The organism is Pilibacter termitis (assembly GCF_900167335.1).
Taxonomy (GTDB): Bacteria; Bacillota; Bacilli; order Lactobacillales; family Streptococcaceae; genus Pilibacter; species Pilibacter termitis.
The window spans coordinates 64,521-80,858 of the sequence record NZ_FUXI01000008.1 but is presented as its reverse complement, the minus strand read 5'-3'; the positions used below and the strand labels follow the sequence as shown (position 1 = coordinate 80,858).

Annotated in this window: 13 protein-coding genes; 3 read left to right on the top strand and 10 right to left on the bottom strand. The window is 37.7% G+C overall.

The features are described 5' to 3' along the window. Positions 1–73: 73 nt before the first annotated feature. The 8 genes from nagA to B5D30_RS04770 all read right to left on the bottom strand — a co-directional run bounded on the left by nagA (position 74) and on the right by B5D30_RS04770 (position 11,234). Positions 74–1,228, bottom strand: coding sequence for an N-acetylglucosamine-6-phosphate deacetylase (gene nagA, locus B5D30_RS04805; protein WP_078806925.1), 1,155 nt, complete (start codon positions 1,226–1,228; stop codon positions 74–76). Between the two features lie 65 nt (positions 1,229–1,293). Then, positions 1,294–2,454: a nucleotidyltransferase gene (locus tag B5D30_RS04800; RefSeq protein ID WP_078806898.1), complete on the bottom strand. Its 1,161-nt coding sequence runs from the start codon at positions 2,452–2,454 to the stop codon at positions 1,294–1,296. 18 nt (positions 2,455–2,472) lie between these two features. Beyond that, positions 2,473–3,108 carry a class I SAM-dependent methyltransferase gene (locus B5D30_RS04795; protein ID WP_078806897.1) on the bottom strand — a complete coding sequence of 212 codons (636 nt, stop codon included), beginning with the start codon at positions 3,106–3,108 and terminating at the stop codon, positions 2,473–2,475. 17 nt (positions 3,109–3,125) lie between these two features. Next, positions 3,126–4,940: a glycerophosphoryl diester phosphodiesterase membrane domain-containing protein gene (locus tag B5D30_RS04790; protein ID WP_078806896.1), complete on the bottom strand. Its 1,815-nt coding sequence runs from the start codon at positions 4,938–4,940 to the stop codon at positions 3,126–3,128. A 148-nt stretch (positions 4,941–5,088) separates the two neighbouring features. Next, entirely contained in the window at positions 5,089–7,692 is a 2,604-nt protein-coding gene (gene clpB, locus B5D30_RS04785) for an ATP-dependent chaperone ClpB (protein WP_078806895.1), read from the bottom strand. Between the two features lie 116 nt (positions 7,693–7,808). Then, complete coding sequence (locus B5D30_RS04780) at positions 7,809–8,057, bottom strand: DUF1294 domain-containing protein (RefSeq protein WP_078806894.1); 249 nt, start codon at positions 8,055–8,057, stop codon at positions 7,809–7,811. A 221-nt stretch (positions 8,058–8,278) separates the two neighbouring features. Further along, on the bottom strand, positions 8,279–10,558 hold the full coding sequence (locus B5D30_RS04775) for a sensor histidine kinase (RefSeq protein WP_078806893.1): 2,280 nt from the start codon (positions 10,556–10,558) through the stop codon (positions 8,279–8,281). Continuing rightward, on the bottom strand, positions 10,530–11,234 hold the full coding sequence (locus B5D30_RS04770) for a response regulator transcription factor (protein ID WP_078806892.1): 705 nt from the start codon (positions 11,232–11,234) through the stop codon (positions 10,530–10,532). Before B5D30_RS04770 ends, B5D30_RS04775 begins: the two co-directional genes overlap by 29 nt. Positions 11,235–11,421: 187 nt before the next feature. On the opposite strand from B5D30_RS04770, the gene B5D30_RS04765 reads away from it, so the two are divergent. Further along, entirely contained in the window at positions 11,422–11,766 is a 345-nt protein-coding gene (locus B5D30_RS04765; RefSeq protein WP_078806891.1) for an iron chaperone, read from the top strand. A 57-nt stretch (positions 11,767–11,823) separates the two neighbouring features. Here B5D30_RS04765 and B5D30_RS04760 read toward each other — a convergent pair whose 3' ends face one another. Together B5D30_RS04760 and B5D30_RS04755 are read right to left on the bottom strand one after the other, a co-directional pair. Beyond that, positions 11,824–12,354 carry a YpiB family protein gene (locus tag B5D30_RS04760; RefSeq protein WP_078806890.1) on the bottom strand — a complete coding sequence of 177 codons (531 nt, stop codon included), beginning with the start codon at positions 12,352–12,354 and terminating at the stop codon, positions 11,824–11,826. Positions 12,355–12,356: 2 nt separating this feature from the next. After that, positions 12,357–13,616: a tetratricopeptide repeat protein gene (locus B5D30_RS04755; RefSeq protein WP_078806889.1), complete on the bottom strand. Its 1,260-nt coding sequence runs from the start codon at positions 13,614–13,616 to the stop codon at positions 12,357–12,359. Between the two features lie 266 nt (positions 13,617–13,882). On the opposite strand from B5D30_RS04755, the gene B5D30_RS04750 reads away from it, so the two are divergent. Together B5D30_RS04750 and B5D30_RS04745 are read left to right on the top strand one after the other, a co-directional pair. Next, a complete protein-coding gene (locus tag B5D30_RS04750; RefSeq protein ID WP_159443208.1) occupies positions 13,883–15,394 on the top strand; it encodes a sensor histidine kinase in 1,512 nt (503 codons plus the stop codon). After that, entirely contained in the window at positions 15,387–16,100 is a 714-nt protein-coding gene (locus B5D30_RS04745) for a response regulator (protein ID WP_078806887.1), read from the top strand. Before B5D30_RS04750 ends, B5D30_RS04745 begins: the two co-directional genes overlap by 8 nt. The last annotated feature ends 238 nt before the right edge of the window (positions 16,101–16,338 follow it).

Sequence of the window (16,338 nt, the reverse complement as noted above, 5' to 3'; positions counted from 1 at the left end):
TAATTTCTTTACTTCTAATCCAAAAACAAGACCTATGACGGATTCATTCATAGGTCTTTGTACTGATTCAAGTTTACGCCTCGTAACGTTTTTCACCGTCTAGGTAAGTTGCAACCAAGTGTAATTCTTCATCTAAAACGATAAAGTCCGCATCACGTCCTGCTTTAATTTGCCCACATTTGTCATCAATTTTACAACTTTTTGCAGGAATTAAACTTGCCATCATAATCGCTTGTTCTGCTGTCGCAATGCCCCAATTGACAACGTTTTGCACGCCTTGCTCTAATTTCAAGATAGACCCTGCAAGATTTCCACCTTCTTCAAGTCTTGCTGTCCCATTTTGTACGTTAACACCAAATTCGCCAAGCATATAATGCCCGTCTGGCATTCCTCCTGCACGCATACAGTCTGTAATCATCGCAATATGCTCATGCCCCATTTTATCCATTAAAATGCCACACGCACTAGGGTGAACGTGATGACCGTCACAAATTAACTCTGCATAAGTATGTGGCAAACTCATCACACTTCCGACCATTCCCGGCTCACGATGTGTTAACCCACGCATTCCGTTGTAGGCATGAACCCATACGCTTGCACCCGCATCTACTGCTTTTGTCGCCTCAACCAATGTAGCGTTTGAGTGACCGAGTGAAACTACGATACCTTCTTCTGTTAGCGTACGAACAAATTCTTCGACACCTTCACGTTCTGGAGCTAGGGCGATTTTTGAAATCAAACCACCTGCCGCTTCTTGCCATTCACGAAATTCTTCAATAGACGGATTGGTCATATAAATCGGGTTTTGAGCTCCTTTAAATTCTTCTGTAAAGTAAGGTCCTTCAAAGTAAATCCCTTGAATTTTTGCCCCTTTCGCCTCTTTATAATGTTCGCCAATTCCTTTTGAAACTTCTTTTAGCAATGTATGGTCAGCGGTTAAAGTAGTTGGCAAGAAAGAGGTCACACCTGTTGAAAGCAAGCCCTCGCTCATTGTCGTTACGACACCTTCCCAGTCATTATCCATAACATCCACTCCGCCAAATCCGTGGATATGCGTATCTACAAGCCCCGGAGCAATCCATTTTCCTGTGTAGTCAATCACTTCTGCTGTTTCATCTGGTAAATTTTCAGACCAACGACCAAATTTTCCATTGTTAATTTCCAAATATCCTGCGTTTTTGACTCCTGCTGCATAGAAAAATTTATCTGCCTTGATGTACGTTTTCATCCTGTCATCTCCGTTTCTTTTTGTTACTGTCATTTTACTCCCTTTTTAGAGGAAAGTCAATTGGTCTATACCTTTACTGGAAATCGACCACGACTTTGTTCTTTTATCTTCGGGTTCGCTAACTGAAAAATGCTGTCTACTCGCACCATAAATTTCGTTGTTTCTTCACGTTTAGAAATTTTACTAATAACCGGGAGTGTCATGCTCTCTTTTTTCTCTTTCAAATATCTTTGCCCGATTTCATTCATACCAAGAACGTGCAAACTTGTTTTTGACTGTGCAAGCCGTATTTCTTCTTCGGTTGCGTTCCACAGACAATAACATAACAAACGTTTCAATCTGCCTGCGGTATAACGTTTCGTGGCAATTTTTGCTAAAAAATCTTCAAAATTTTGAGCTTGCTCAATTTTTTCCTTGAGGCGATATTCCAATCCCTCGCTCATTTGATAAATAGCGTGCAATTCCTCTGCTGAGGTAGAGAGCAGTTTGTAGCGGAGGAAGGGGAAAAGATTTTCCCACGAAACCATTGTTGCCTCCTGCAATAATTGCAGCGTAGCAGGTGGTACTGCCTTACTTATATCGCCACTTTCTGCTAATGCAAGCCGAATGGCTGTCGCACTTGCAATTTTTCCGTTTACTAGCGTATCGTGAAAACTTGCACCAACTCGCTGAATTGGCTGTAATTTCATCGGTTGTGCTAACTTGGCATTTTCTCTTGCGTACCCCATTGCCAAAATATGATTGGGACTTGAAAAATCAAGAGTAAACTCTGGCAATAACGCTTGATAAATACTCGTCATTTTCTCTGGGAAACTAGCAGATTTCTGCGGAAAGTCTCTCACTTTTTGATTGATAACTTCCTCCTGTTCAACTGCAAATCGACCAAATGTTTCATAATCAACACGCTCTTTTACATCTGTCCCAAAAACAATACTACTGCATTGCAAACTTGATAATAATTGCACTCCTCCTTTTGCGAAATAATCCGCTGATTGCACTGACCATTGTGGCGGCAACTCAACAATAAGGTCCACTGCACCACTTTGAAGTGCCATGGTTGCTCGACTCCATTTGTCAACAAGTGCTACTTCTCCTCGCTGAGTAAAATTCCCGCTCATCACTGCAATCACGCAATCACATCCTGAAAGTTTGCGTGCAACCTTTGCATGATACAAATGCCCATTATGAAAAGGATTGTACTCTGTAATTAACCCTGTTGCTTGCATTCCTTGCTCCGTTTCCCTTTAGTTTTCAGGTTTCATCGCCATATGTGCCTGCACTTGAAAACGATAATTCGTTTTGCCAAGCACATGAAAACCACTTTCTGCCAACATCATTTTCAACTGCTGAGGTGAATAAATGCGAACGTCTCCTTCTTTATTGAATTTTTCAATGTAAAAATTGTACGCAGGCAAGGTTACTTTTGGAAAATGAATTTCAGCAATCAGAAGTTTCCCTGCTGGTTTGAGTACACGAATTGCCTCTTTTAAAAATTCCTTTGGTGCTGGGAAATGGTGAAAACTTGCTGAACAAATCACCCAGTCAAACGTTCCATTATCAAAAGGAAGTTTCTCAGCATTGGCACACTCAAACGTAAATTCTGGATGTTTTTCACGTGCCACACGTATCATTTCCTCGCTAATGTCAAGCCCCACACCAATCATTCCTTGATGTCGCTCTTTCAACATGGTGAGTAACTTCCCATTTGCACACCCCACATCTAGCACAACATCTCCATTTTCAATTGGGGCAAGTCGCACGATTTCTTGTTTAAAAGGTGCAGAAAATAACCCGTCCATGCTTCTGTCAAATTTTACTGCGTGTTTATTATAATGTTGACGGCTCATTTCTACATGGTTTTTCTTTTTCTTTTTCATCATCAATTGTCCTTTACTTTTTATTGAGTTACATCTAATCCTAAAGCATAAATCGCTAGTTTTTTAGAATAAGGAATTTCCTTTTTGCTTTCTTTTAATACACGTTGGAGCATTTCCACGTCATCTGTAATAATACCATTTACGCCATAACTTCGCACTCGTTCCACTGAATTTTCATCATTTACCGTCCAAGCAAGCACTTGTTTTTTCTCTCTATGCGAAACATCAACAAAACTTGAGTTGAGCGTAGAGTATTCCATTGTATAGGCGTTCGTATTTGTTGTTGGTGGTCCTACAATATTGAACGGAATAATATAGCTACAATAAATCTCTGCATCTTTTGCTTTGATTGTTGAGACAATCTGAAAACTTAGCGAATGTACTCTATGTTTGTACTTTTTGATGTCCTTTTTGTATTTCTTCAAAAAATTCTCCGCTACTTCCCCTGAAACTTCACCATACACTTTGATTTCAATCAATAATTTTTGATTAAGTGCTTGTGCTTTTTTTAGATAATCGTCAAACGTTGCAAGTGGAGAAGTAAAACCATTTTCACTTACTGTAAGTTCGCTCAGCTCTTGCAGCGTCAACTCCCCCACACTCGCCTTAATACCTGTTAAATTTTCCAAATTCTCGTCATGCATGACGACAAATTGCTTGTCTTTCGTCTCTTGAATATCCATTTCAATATAATCAGGGTGCAACTTCGCCGTTTTCTCAAGAGACGACAAGGTGTTTTGCACACCATTATTCCCGCTCACGCCACGATGTGAGTAAATCAACGGGGTGGACAATTCATTTTCCTTTAAATAATTCAAATTATAGTGAAGAAAATAGACAATCACCCCAACCGTTACACTCAATATAACAAGAAACTCGAACTTTATCGCTTTAGCAGTTGCCACTCCTTCCTCTATTTTAAACCATTTCGGTACATCTGGAAGTTCATTTTCATACTCCAAATGTCGAATAGTCACGAAATAAATGAAAAATGTAGACAATGTCAAGTTTAGAATACTCGCTATCTGTAACAATAACATATTGAAAACCGCATAATTCAGTGCAAATGTCGGAAGAAAATGCTCGATTTGTTGCTGAAGCGTGAATATAATCGTATTAAAAAGAGCGTAAGACAAAACAATCACTAACTCAATCAATAAAATTTGTCCTAGCAAACGTAAAAATTTCCTCCTTGTCAAGCACCAACTTTCTTGAATTGCCATTTGAAGTGAAATTTCTCTCAATGTTAAAAGTGGCAAAACAAAAATAAATCGAAGACCTAAATAAGAGCAAAAAAGATAAAACAATCCCCATGAAAGAACAATCATCAAGCGATTGGCAAAAATAAAATCCATAATAAATGCAGGTATTTTAATACTTGACAAAATATCCAAATGTCCCGCAAGAACGCCAAAAGGCAAAATCAGGAAAAAATAAAACAAGAAAAAAATCCCAATCCCAAACCTTATCCTCAACATTTGAGCAAGCGTTATGCGTAAAAGCTGGTGTAGCGAAATGCTTTGTTTTTTTTGAATAAAGTACATACTAATCGTAAAAAATGTAAACTCAAAATAAATTAACAATAACATTAACACAACGGTTAAAATCAAACCAACAAGCACCCAAAAATGTTCACGAGCAATTACACCAAGGTTGTCATAAGAGAGAATTTCGACATTTCCTACTTTCATAATCCCCCTTGCCAAATGTACCAAAATCGGTGAAATGAGGAAAATCATCACAAAATGCAACAACAAAACATCTCGCAAATACCCTTTTGTCCCTTTAAAAAAATCAAGAGTGTTTCTTCCAATTCTTTTGAAATAATATTGCATTTTCTCGCTCGTTTCTTCTTTTTTCTACTTTCTATTTTAGCACGATTCTCATAAGGTTACCTCTAAAAACTCACGCTTTCTCAAAATTGATAATTTGGGCTAAAAAATGCTCACAAACCATATGGTCTGTAAGCATTTTTTATCTTTCCTATTCTTCTAAACTTTCTATCCGAAAAGTGATTTTTTCATCCACTACTTCTACGCATACACGTGATTTTGGCAAAATCTTTCCTCCGATAAGTAACTTCGCTAGTGGAGTTTCGACTTCTTTTGTCAAATAACGTTTGAGCGGTCTCGCTCCATATGCCGCGTCATACGCATTCTCGGCAATCCAAACTTGTGCATTTTCTTTCAAATCAAGTTCGATTTCTTGTTGCTCTAAGCGTTTCGCAAGTTGTTCCGTCATTTTCACGATAATGTCTTTCACATTTTCAAGCGAAAGCGGAGTGAAAAGAACGGTGTCGTCAATACGATTTAAAAACTCAGGTTTAAAGTAATTTTTCAACATATTCAAGACTTCTTCTAATACTTTCTCAGGAATTTGCCCATTTTCGTCCACTCCTTCCAGCAATAATGGCGAACCGATATTGCTTGTCATGATAAGAACGGTATTTTTAAAGTCCACAAGTGTGCCACGTGAGTCCGTCAATCGCCCGTCATCTAACACTTGAAGTAAAATATTGAACACATCTGGGTGAGCTTTTTCGATTTCATCAAGTAAAATAATCGTGTACGGATTGCGACGAACCGCCTCGGTGAGTTGTCCTCCCTCATCATAACCAACATACCCCGGAGGAGCTCCCACCAAACGTGAGACAGCGTGTTTTTCCATATATTCACTCATGTCAATTCGCACCATATGTTCTTCTGAGTCAAACAAATTTTCCGCAAGTGCCTTGGCAAGCTCCGTTTTCCCAACCCCCGTTGGACCGAGGAATAAGAAACTCCCTAGCGGACGATTCGGATCTTGCAGTCCTGCACGACTTCGCAATACTGCATCCACCACCGCATCTACCGCCTCGTCTTGTCCGATAACTCTCTTGTGAATAACTTCTCCTAGTTTCAAAAGTTTTTCACGTTCTCCCTCGACTAATTTGGTCACTGGAATACCTGTCAAACGACCTACTACTTCAGCAATTTCTTGCTCTGTTACAGATTCTTGTACGAGAGAAAGTTCGTTGTGGCTTGTACTATTTTCTAGCTCAAAAAGCTCTTTTTCAAGCTCTGGAATACGACCATGACGTAAAATTGCCGCCCGCTCCAAATCATAATTATTCTCTGCGTCTTCTAAGTCATGACGAAGTTTTTCAATTTCAGCCCGCTTGCTACTTATCGCATTGACTTCTTCTTTTTCCGTTTCCCAACGCATTTTCAAGCTATTGGTTTCCTCACGTAAATCAGCAAGTTCCTCTTGCAAAGCACTCAAACGTTTTTTACTTGCATCGTCATTTTCCTTTTTCAGTGCAGCTTCTTCGATTTCTAACTGCATTAATCTACGTGTTGCTTGGTCTAACTCAGTCGGCGAAGAGTTCATTTCTACACGAATACTTGCACACGCTTCATCTACAAGGTCAATTGCTTTATCTGGTAAAAATCTATCCGTTATATAGCGGTCAGAAAGAGTAGCTGCCGCCACAAGTGCATTGTCGTGAATCGTTACACCGTGGTGGACTTCAAAACGTTCTTTTAATCCACGTAAAATAGAAATCGTATCTTCAACTGTTGGTTCCTTGACTTGTACTTTTTGGAAACGACGTTCCAACGCCTTGTCTTTTTCCATATATTGACGATATTCATCAAGCGTTGTCGCACCAATCAAATGCAATTCTCCACGAGCAAGCATTGGTTTCAAGAGATTTCCTGCATCCATGCTCCCTTCCGTTTTTCCTGCTCCAACAATCGTATGAAGTTCATCAATGAACAAAATAACTTGTCCATCCGATTTTTTTATTTCCTGCAAAACAGCTTTCAAACGTTCTTCAAATTCCCCACGAAATTTTGCTCCTGCAATGAGAGAACCCATATCAAGCGAAAAAATCGTCTTATCTTTCAAGTTTTCAGGTACATCACGCTTGACAATTCGCTGTGCTAGTCCTTCAATAATCGCCGTTTTTCCGACACCCGCCTCACCGATTAGAACGGGATTGTTTTTTGTTTTTCTTGACAAAATGCGAATCACATCACGAATTTCTTCATCTCGTCCAATGATTGGATCCATTTTGCCCTCACGTACTTGTTTGACTAAATCTACACCATATTTTTCAAGTGCTTTGTAGCTTTCCTCTGCATTTTGACTGGTCACTTTATTCCCCCCTCTTAATTTTTCAATTTCCTCTTTCATCTTTTTCTGGTCAACACCACTTTCCACCAGAAATTTTGTTAAAACATTGCCTTTTTGCTCAAAAAGAGCAAGTAAAATAATTTCTGTGGAAAGAAATTCATCTTGAAACTCTTTTGCCAGCTTATCCGCCTCATTTAACAAGCGAAACAAATTCGCACTCATCGCCTGAGCGTATTTAACATTTTCGCCTGCAACAACCGAAATTTTATCGAGTGCAGTGTCAATCACCTGTGAAAATTTTTCATTGTCCACTCCTAAATCTTTGTAAAAGTTGTAAGCAAAATGATCTGGTTGTAAAAAAATCTTCCAAAGATGTGGAATATCAATTTCTTGATGTTGACGAGTAAGAGCAATTTGCTGTGCCTCAGCAATCGCTCCTTGCATAGTTGTGGTCATTTTTTCTATATTCATTTGTTTTCTCTCCTTTGAATAACTATAAGGGTACCTCTAAAAAGTTTTTCTTTTTTCCCTACATAAAAAATTATACCTCTTTAGTCAGTAAAGGTCAAAATAATTGTTTGACCTTTTTATTTTATTTTAAAGAACAATAGTAACGCAACAATCATTCCCAGCACCCAAACAATTTGAAAATAAATTTTCCGTATTTTATGTCGAAATATTCGTCCGCCTATAAAACCACCGAATCCGCCACCGATAATACCTAACCCTAACAAAACACGCTCACTCACTCGCCAAAGCCCAGCTTTCGCCTTAAATTTGTCTACTCCCATTAGTAAAAATAGGAGGATATTTATACCTAGTAAATAGTAAATCATTGTTTGCTCCTTTTATTTTTGTGTCTAGCTGTGAGGGGCAGGAGTTGCGTCGCTGTTCGCAACAGCACTGGAAACTTCGTTTCCAGTAAATAAATGCTGTGGCTCACTACGACAAACTCCTGAACGCCCCTCTTCGCTTTTCTTTGTATTCTTTTATTTTAAAGCATAATGCTTAAAAAAGAAACCTGAGGATATTGACACAAATCAATACCCTCAGGTTCCTATTCTTCGATTTTCTTCTGTTCCATTGGAATCGAAACAATCACCTTGAACAAATCGCCGTCTACAATCACGTTTAATTCGCCAGAATGAAGTTTGACGATAGAATCTACAATCGCAAGACCTAAGCCACTTCCTTCGCTTTGTCTGCTTGCATCTCCTCGTTTGAAACGTTGGACAAGATTGTCTGCATCCTCATTTAACTCATAGAAAGAGGTGTTTTTGATTTCAAAAATAAATTCATCCTGTTGAACAGAAAGTTTCACGTAAATTCTAGTATGAGCAGCACTGTATTTTTCTGCATTTGTCAATAAATTCTCAAACATACGCCAGATTTTTTCCGCATCAACGTTTGCTTCAATCGGAAGTTCTGGAAATTTTGTCACAAGAGTAAGAGATTTATTTTCAAAATTCTCCGTTCGCTCACCGAGAATTTGACGAACCAACTCGACAATGTTGACCGTATGACAATTTAACTCCACCTGACCGTTATCCATTTTGGTAACGTCAAATAAATCATCTAACATCACTTTCATATACGAGGCTTTTTGGTTGATAACCGATAAAAATTGCTGTTGTTCTTCACCAGACAATTCTGCGTGTGTCAACAAATCGCCATACGTGATAATACTTGTCAACGGAGTACGTAAGTCATGTGAAATATTGGTTAATAATTCTGCCTTAAATTGTTCACTGTCACTTCTTTTTCGGTTATTTTCTGCAACGAAAGTGGCAATTTGTTTCATATTTTCATCATTTGCACTAAGTGTTTCACCGTCTGCAAATTGCAAGTCATTTTCTGAAAGCACCTTTTTCATCTTAAACAGCCCTGACACAAAACGTTTTACAGGGAATTGGTAAATACCGAAAAATACCAATGCCATAAAAGATGACCATGAAATGAAGAACGGTAACGCATTTGGGTAAGAGCTTGCTGAAACTGCAATAAACGCACCAATAATATAGACCGAACCTAAAAACGCTGCACTCAAAAGTAAAAAGTAAAAATAAACTTTTGCACTCAAACGATTCACTTTTTTCCCCACCCAATGAATCAATTTGATAATGATGCCGTTTTGAAATTGCGTACGAATGGACGTTGCCGTACCACTGCGAAAAATAGAAAGCCAAAGATGTTTGACAATCAAAATACTCGTAAACACAAAGAAAAAGAGTAAACATACTGAAATTAACTGTTCTACCATTCTAAAACCAGAGGAATCATATAAATATTCATAACTAGTGATAAATGATACTAAATATTTCATTATTAATGTATAGAAAAAGAGACAGAATAACAAAATCACTATGCGAATTTCTAATGGAATCAGCTCGAATATCTTCTTAACACTCTCTCCAATTGATTTTTGCTTTAATATTTGCCATAAAATAAGGAGGATAACACCAAAACTTAATACACCAAGGAGCATTTGATATTTTTTCAGTTTTTCCATGATTTTCGTTTGTACGGTATAAACTTGTTGTTTTTCTTTATTCTTATAAGCAATCGAAAGCGTGTAATGATAATTATAGTGATTGCTCAACACCGTATTGAGTGCAGGAGATTCAAATATTCTAAATTCGCTTATATTTGCAGTTCCCTCAACTTTTTCTTTGCTGGAGACATCCTCTAATAATTTTTTCGCATTCTTCACACTTTGAACTGATTTCAACCCTTGTGCTTCTGCCACATAAAGATAGTCAGTTAATGAACGTGGATTGCCGTATTGATCCCAATTTTGTTGGGAATTGAGTAGCATATATCTATCTTTTCCATACATATCTTGTATTTCATTATTAATTGCCGTTGCAATTTTTTCCTTGTAACGATCTAACCGTGCCTGTTCGGGAAGAAAATTAAACTCTACTTCTTTATTAATATCTTCTTTTAACGAATTTTTTATATCCGCTTTTTCCTTATCCGTTGAAACACCTTTTAAATCTTTTTTTGCCTCTTCCTCAATTCCTGTCACACGCAAACTTAAATCCGGCTGTTCATCTGCATAGTTGCGTGCTTCTTCATTGGTTATTTGTTCGGCTTTCAAAGGAGTCTCTAGTAGAGCTTTTTGGTTTGCTGCAAAAAGTTCTCGGCGAATTTCATAAGAAATAAAACTATCAAACCCGTCATGAGAGTTGTTTTTCGTAAAACTATAACTTTCTCCAATGCCATACAGCAATCCCAATAGCGTAAACAACACACTCAAAATCATCAAACCTTTGTAGTTCCAAAAGAATTTCCTTACACTTACTCCTTTAAATAGAGTCTTCCATTTTGTAACCAACGCCCCACACCACCTTTAAATATTTCGGTTCTTTCGGATTTGCCTCGATTTTTTCACGTATTTTGCGAATATGCACGCTCACCGTATTATCCGCCATACCAAGACTTGACTCGTGCCAAACTGCCTCGTAAATTTCATCTATCGAAAACACTTTGCCGACATTTTTCATCATCAATTCTGTAATTTGATACTCTTTAGGTGTCATTTTTCGTATTTCTCCGTCAACAGAAATCGTACGTTTTTTCTCATCTAACACCAAGCCACCAAGCGTCAACACCGCCTCTTCAGAATTTGTATATTTTCCTAAATCCATAAATCTTCTCAGCATACTTTTCACACGTGCGACTAGTTCTACTGGTGAAAAAGGTTTGGTCAAATAGTCATCTGCCCCAAGCATTAACCCGTTTACTTTGTCTGCTTCTTCTGATTTCGCTGAGAGCATCAAAATCGGGATATTATTCCCCTCGCTACGCAATCTTTCGGAAACTGCAAAACCGTCCATTTTCGGCATCATAATATCCAAAATTAACAGCTGAAACTTCTCCTGTTTAATTTTTTCTAATGCCTCAAGACCATTTTCAGCCTCGTAAACAACAAATCCCGCCTGTTTGAGATAAATTTTCACTCCAGTACGAATCGCCTCATCATCATCTGCTACTAAAATTTTTATATCCATTATACTATTCTCTTTCTAAAAAATTTTTTTGCTCATACTCTATTATAACCAGAAAAATGCTTTATTTTCTTAAATAATTCTTAATATGGTAAAAACTTCATTTTCCAAGTCAAATTTTGGTGCTACTTTGTCTTTTTAATCCTATACTCATGTATAATAAAGGTACAATTTAAAGGAGGTAAAACATTTGAACGAAATTGAACAATTTATTTTACAACAGCCTGTTGATAGACAAGAGCGTTTATTCGCTTTGGCAAAATTAGGTCGTTCTTTGCCAAATGTTACGGAGTGCATTAGCTACAATATGCCATGCTTTAAGTTAAATCAAAAACCCATTTTTTACTTTGCTCCCTGTAAAAAACATATTGGTTTTTACCCGACACCTAACGTTATCACGAAATTTCAAGAAGAGTTGAGTGAGTATAAAACTTCAAAAGGTGCGGTACAATTGCCAGAAAGTCGAGAATTACCGATTGCATTAATTGAAAAAATGATTGCTTATCGTGTGGAGATGATTCAAGGCGAACATTAATAAAAATACGTTTTTCACAAGACAAAAACCACTCGTTTATGCAAGTGGCTTTTGTTATTAATTCATCTCTTGTAGCTCATGAGAAAGTTTTTGAAACTCTTGCTCATCGCCCTTATCCAACGCCTCGTTGATTTTGTCGTAGAGGAGTTGTTTTTTGGCAAGAACTTCTTGTTCGGAGAAATAATGCTCGATTTCTTCTGAGATTTCCTCGTCTACTTCTTCGTTCCATGAAGAAAATGGATTATCTTCTAAGACTTTGAGGTATTTTTCATTGCTCCACGCATTTTCAAAAAGCACTTCAATATACAAATTTTCTCGCCAGTTTAGGCGGATTTCATGGAAAATTTGATCGACATCTAAAAATTCTTGTTTATCCTTGAAAAGTACAATTTGTTTGCTAAATTCCTGTTCTGTCGTGGCAAATAAAATCCCACGTGGTGTTTTATTTGCGTGTTCCACAAAATGCACATTTTCTAAAATCGACTCATGACTTTCAAGATAGTTGATAATCCAATAAATTTCTCGTCTTGAAAATTTTGCATGAGTAATAAACCAACGAAGAAATTCTTTTTTTTCTTTAACACTCATTGCTACCACTCCTTTATCTCATCAGCAAGTTGGTGAATTTCTATATCCTCTGGAAATTCCTCCATTGCTTGTTGTAAAAATTCTTCTGCTCTTGATAATTTTCCGTTGTCTCGCAAATAAAGAGCGTAGTCTTTTAAAAATTCGGCATCCCCTAAAAGCTCAAGTCGTGCTGTTTCAAAATAACTTTCCGCTTTCTCGTCTTCCTCAAGTTTTCGATAAGTTTTTGCAACTGTCCAATTTGCCAGAGCGTGTTCTTGAAATTCTATCTCCTCAAATGCTCTAAGCACATCTTGCAGGCGATTTTCTTCCAAATATAAATTCATCAAGCGATACAAATTTTCATCTCGTAAATCATCAAGCGTAATCGCCTGAAGTAAATAGTCTTCCGCTTGATTGACCTCGCCTTTTTGATAACTAATAGCACTTGCCAATTGGTAAACTTCAGCTTGATAAGGATTCAAACGTAAAGACTCGACTAACACTTCAAATGCTTCGTTCGTGCGTTCTTCTTCTAGCAATGCTTTTGCCAAAATGAGCTGATAATTTTCAAATTCTTCGCTAATCGCACGCAAACGCTCAAGGTGACGAATAGACGTTTCGTAATCTTTCATCAAGAAAGCGTCAAGTCCAATTTTGTAAAGCAATTCCTCATTGTCACGGTCTTCCTCTAACGCTTTTTCAAGAAACGGGAGTGCTTGCTCTAGCCGTCCCAAAAGAGAGTACGCTGTACCAATTCGCTCGTAAATCGAAATACTTGTCAACTCTTTTATTTCTATTGGGTCAAGCGTGGCATATTCTTTTGCCGCTTTTTTGTATTCGCCTAGGCTAAAAAGCAACTCTGCAAGAGCTAAACGAATAATCGACTCATCAGGTGCCAATTCTTTTGCTCTATGCAGTTTGGCAAGACTTACCTCAGATAATTCTAATATTTGATAAATATCTCCCTCCACGAGCAAACGTGCAATATATTGCTCACTATTTTCTTGGATTTCATCTAAGAGTGCAAATGCCTCGTCATACAAATCATCTTCAACTAAAATTTCAGCTAACTGTATTCTCGCCTCATCTTGATAATTCAAATCAAGCAATAATTTTTCAAAAGTTTGTTTTGCCTCTGATAAAAAACCAAGTCTCTGTAATTCGATTGCGAGGGAAAACAGTTCTTCGTTTTTCTCTTTTTCCAATGCTAAATGAAACTCTTTTTCTGCAAGCTCCATTTCTTGATTGTGTAGTGCTTCTAGCATTTTAACTGCGTGTGACATTTCGTACTCCTTATCTCTTTTGTATATCTTTATTTTATAAGAAACCAAGCAAAAAAGACAATAAAACCTTGCTACTACGAGTCAAATTTACAAAAAAGAAAGGTTTTCCATAATTCTCTATTTGGCTATTCTTTTATTATATTTGTAGAGTTTTCTTTCTATATTTGATTTTATCACGCTTGTCTTTTTATATTTCACATAATATGCTAGAATAATCATGGATTTTTTACATGAAAAAGAAAAGCAAACTAGAAAGGAAGATTCATTTGTTCACCAAAAAAAACATACCATTACAAAAAACAGCTATTCATTTGCTTTTATTGCTGACGTTTCTTTTTCTTGCCTCAAGTATTGGCTATGTTTTTCAGCGTTTAGCATTTCCAGAGGCGACAATTGTGCTTGTCTATTTATTGGCAGTCGTGCTATCTTCTTGGTTAATCGAGGGATTTTTGTTTGGTATTGCCTCTTCGATTTTGGCAACACTTGCCTTTAATTTTTTCTTTACAAAACCTTATTTTGCTCTTGCGGTAAATGAGGCAAGTTACATTATTACGCTATTTATCATGATTCTCACAGCTCTCATCACAAGTAGTTTAACCACTCGTGCTTTGCAAAACGCACTTTCCGCTAAAGAGCGTGAGGCAGAGAGTCGAGCGGTGTACGAATTGATTAAACAGCTGACAATTGCTCGTGAAATGCCAGAAATTGCAAGTATTTCTGTTCATGTTTTAAGTACTTATTTTCGTTGTTCTGTGGGGATTCTTTATTGTGATGATGATAACAAACTAGAAAATTTTTTCCTCCAAGAAAATCCAAATGGAGAAATCGTACATCGTAGAGTGTCTCAACTTGAAAAACTTCAAAATCAATTGCTCCACTCTCAAGGAAAAGTAATTCTTGGCGAAGAATTTCACGATTGGGCGATTGTTGGGCGAGAAAATCTTTTTGGTGTCCTTCGTCTGCCAAATGAAAAAGCGAACAAACTTTCTTCTGCACAAATGAATTTACTTCTTTCCATGATAGAAACCATTTCTCTTGCAATGGAAAGTTTTTATGCAACAGAATCTCGCCTAAAAGAACGTGAGAGAGTAACGCAAGAGAGATTTCGTAGCAATTTATTGCGTTCTATTTCACATGACATACGAACGCCTTTATCGTCCGTTTTAGGGTCAACGGAAATGCTTTTGGATATGACGAAGTCTGAAGACGAACGAGAATTGCTCCAAAATATTCACAAAGATGCCAATTGGTTACATTCGCTCGTTGAAAATATTTTGAATCTCACTCGAATACAGGAGGGGAAATTATTGGTAAACAAGGAATTAGAGGCTGTCGAGGAAGTGGTGGGAAGTGCGATAAATCGCATGGATAAGCTACTTTTACCATACAAACTTAGCGTTAACATTCCCTTAGAACTTCTCCTTGTGCCAATGGATGCAAAACTCATCGAACAAGCTCTTATCAATCTTTTGGACAATGCGATCACTCATACACCAGCTGGCAATGAAATTCTTGTTACTGTCAAAAAAGATAGGAAAAAAAGAAACGTTTGTTTTATCATAAGTGATACAGGTCGTGGCATTTCGGAAAATGAATTACCTCATATTTTTGAAATGTTTCATACCGCACAAAACAAAGGCGGGATAGGACTTGGACTAGCGATTTGTCAAAGTATTGTCAACGCACACGGTGGTGAAATTTTTGCGAGAAATCGAGAAAATCATACAGGTGCCGAAATTATTTTTACATTGCCAATGGAGGAAAAAAATTATGCGTAAGCTGAAAGAAACTATTCTAATTGTCGAGGATGATGCTCAAATTAGAAATTTCATTTGCTATTCACTCAAGCTAGAGGAATTTCATTATCTCTCTGTTTCAACAGCGAAAAGTGCAATGGAGCAAGTGGTAGCTGAAAAAATTGACTTGATTTTGCTTGATTTAGGACTGCCAGATTTGGACGGTTTGGAAGTGATTCGCAAAATCCGTGAATGGTCGGACATTCCTATCCTTGTGATTTCTGCACGAGACCAAGAAAAAGAAAAAGTGGAAGTTTTAGATGCAGGAGCTGATGATTATTTGACCAAACCTTTTTCTATGGTGGAACTACTCGCACGTATTCGTGTAGCACTTCGTCATTTGAAAAAGCAAAATAACACTACAACAAAATCTATTGTCGCAGTAGGAAATCTTCGCATTGATTTTGAAAAACACCTCGTTTTTCTCAATAACTCAAGTATTCACCTAACTCCTATGGAATACAAACTGCTCGCTCTCTTTTTCCAAAATATCGGAAAAGTGCTGACAACCAAAATGATTATAAAAGAAATCTGGGGCATTGGATATGGTGAAGACACACAAGCACTTCGTGCCTTAATGTCTGCCCTTCGCAGAAAAATAGAAACAAATCCCGCACAACCAGAATACATCATAACAGAAATCGGCATAGGGTATCGGCTAAAGGAAAAGCGAAGAAGTGCGGGTTGAGGTCTGTGGTAGTGAGCCATACCGTTCATTTACTCGCAACCCCAGTTGCGATCGGTATTGCGAACAACCACCAGACCTCAGCACTTCGTAGCTAGACAAAGAAAAGCGGAGAGGGGCGATTAGGAGTTTGTCGCAGTGAGCCGTGCCATTTACTTGCCTGAAGCACAGCTTCAGGTGGCACTGCGAACAGCGACCAAAATTCAGCACTACGTAGCTAGACAAAGAAAAGCGAAGTAGT

What these genes read in the sequence shown, in the direction of transcription:
- nagA (WP_078806925.1), bottom strand. Translation starts at nt 1,228, where the DNA reads ATGAAAACGTACATCAAGGCAGATAAATTTTTCTATGCAGCAGGAGTC.
- B5D30_RS04800 (WP_078806898.1), bottom strand. Translation starts at nt 2,454, where the DNA reads ATGCAAGCAACAGGGTTAATTACAGAGTACAATCCTTTTCATAATGGG.
- B5D30_RS04795 (WP_078806897.1), bottom strand. Translation starts at nt 3,108, where the DNA reads ATGATGAAAAAGAAAAAGAAAAACCATGTAGAAATGAGCCGTCAACAT.
- B5D30_RS04790 (WP_078806896.1), bottom strand. Translation starts at nt 4,940, where the DNA reads ATGCAATATTATTTCAAAAGAATTGGAAGAAACACTCTTGATTTTTTT.
- clpB (WP_078806895.1), bottom strand. Translation starts at nt 7,692, where the DNA reads ATGAATATAGAAAAAATGACCACAACTATGCAAGGAGCGATTGCTGAG.
- B5D30_RS04780 (WP_078806894.1), bottom strand. Translation starts at nt 8,057, where the DNA reads ATGATTTACTATTTACTAGGTATAAATATCCTCCTATTTTTACTAATG.
- B5D30_RS04770 (WP_078806892.1), bottom strand. Translation starts at nt 11,234, where the DNA reads ATGGATATAAAAATTTTAGTAGCAGATGATGATGAGGCGATTCGTACT.
- B5D30_RS04760 (WP_078806890.1), bottom strand. Translation starts at nt 12,354, where the DNA reads ATGAGTGTTAAAGAAAAAAAAGAATTTCTTCGTTGGTTTATTACTCAT.
- B5D30_RS04755 (WP_078806889.1), bottom strand. Translation starts at nt 13,616, where the DNA reads ATGTCACACGCAGTTAAAATGCTAGAAGCACTACACAATCAAGAAATG.
- B5D30_RS04745 (WP_078806887.1), top strand. Translation starts at nt 15,387, where the DNA reads ATGCGTAAGCTGAAAGAAACTATTCTAATTGTCGAGGATGATGCTCAA.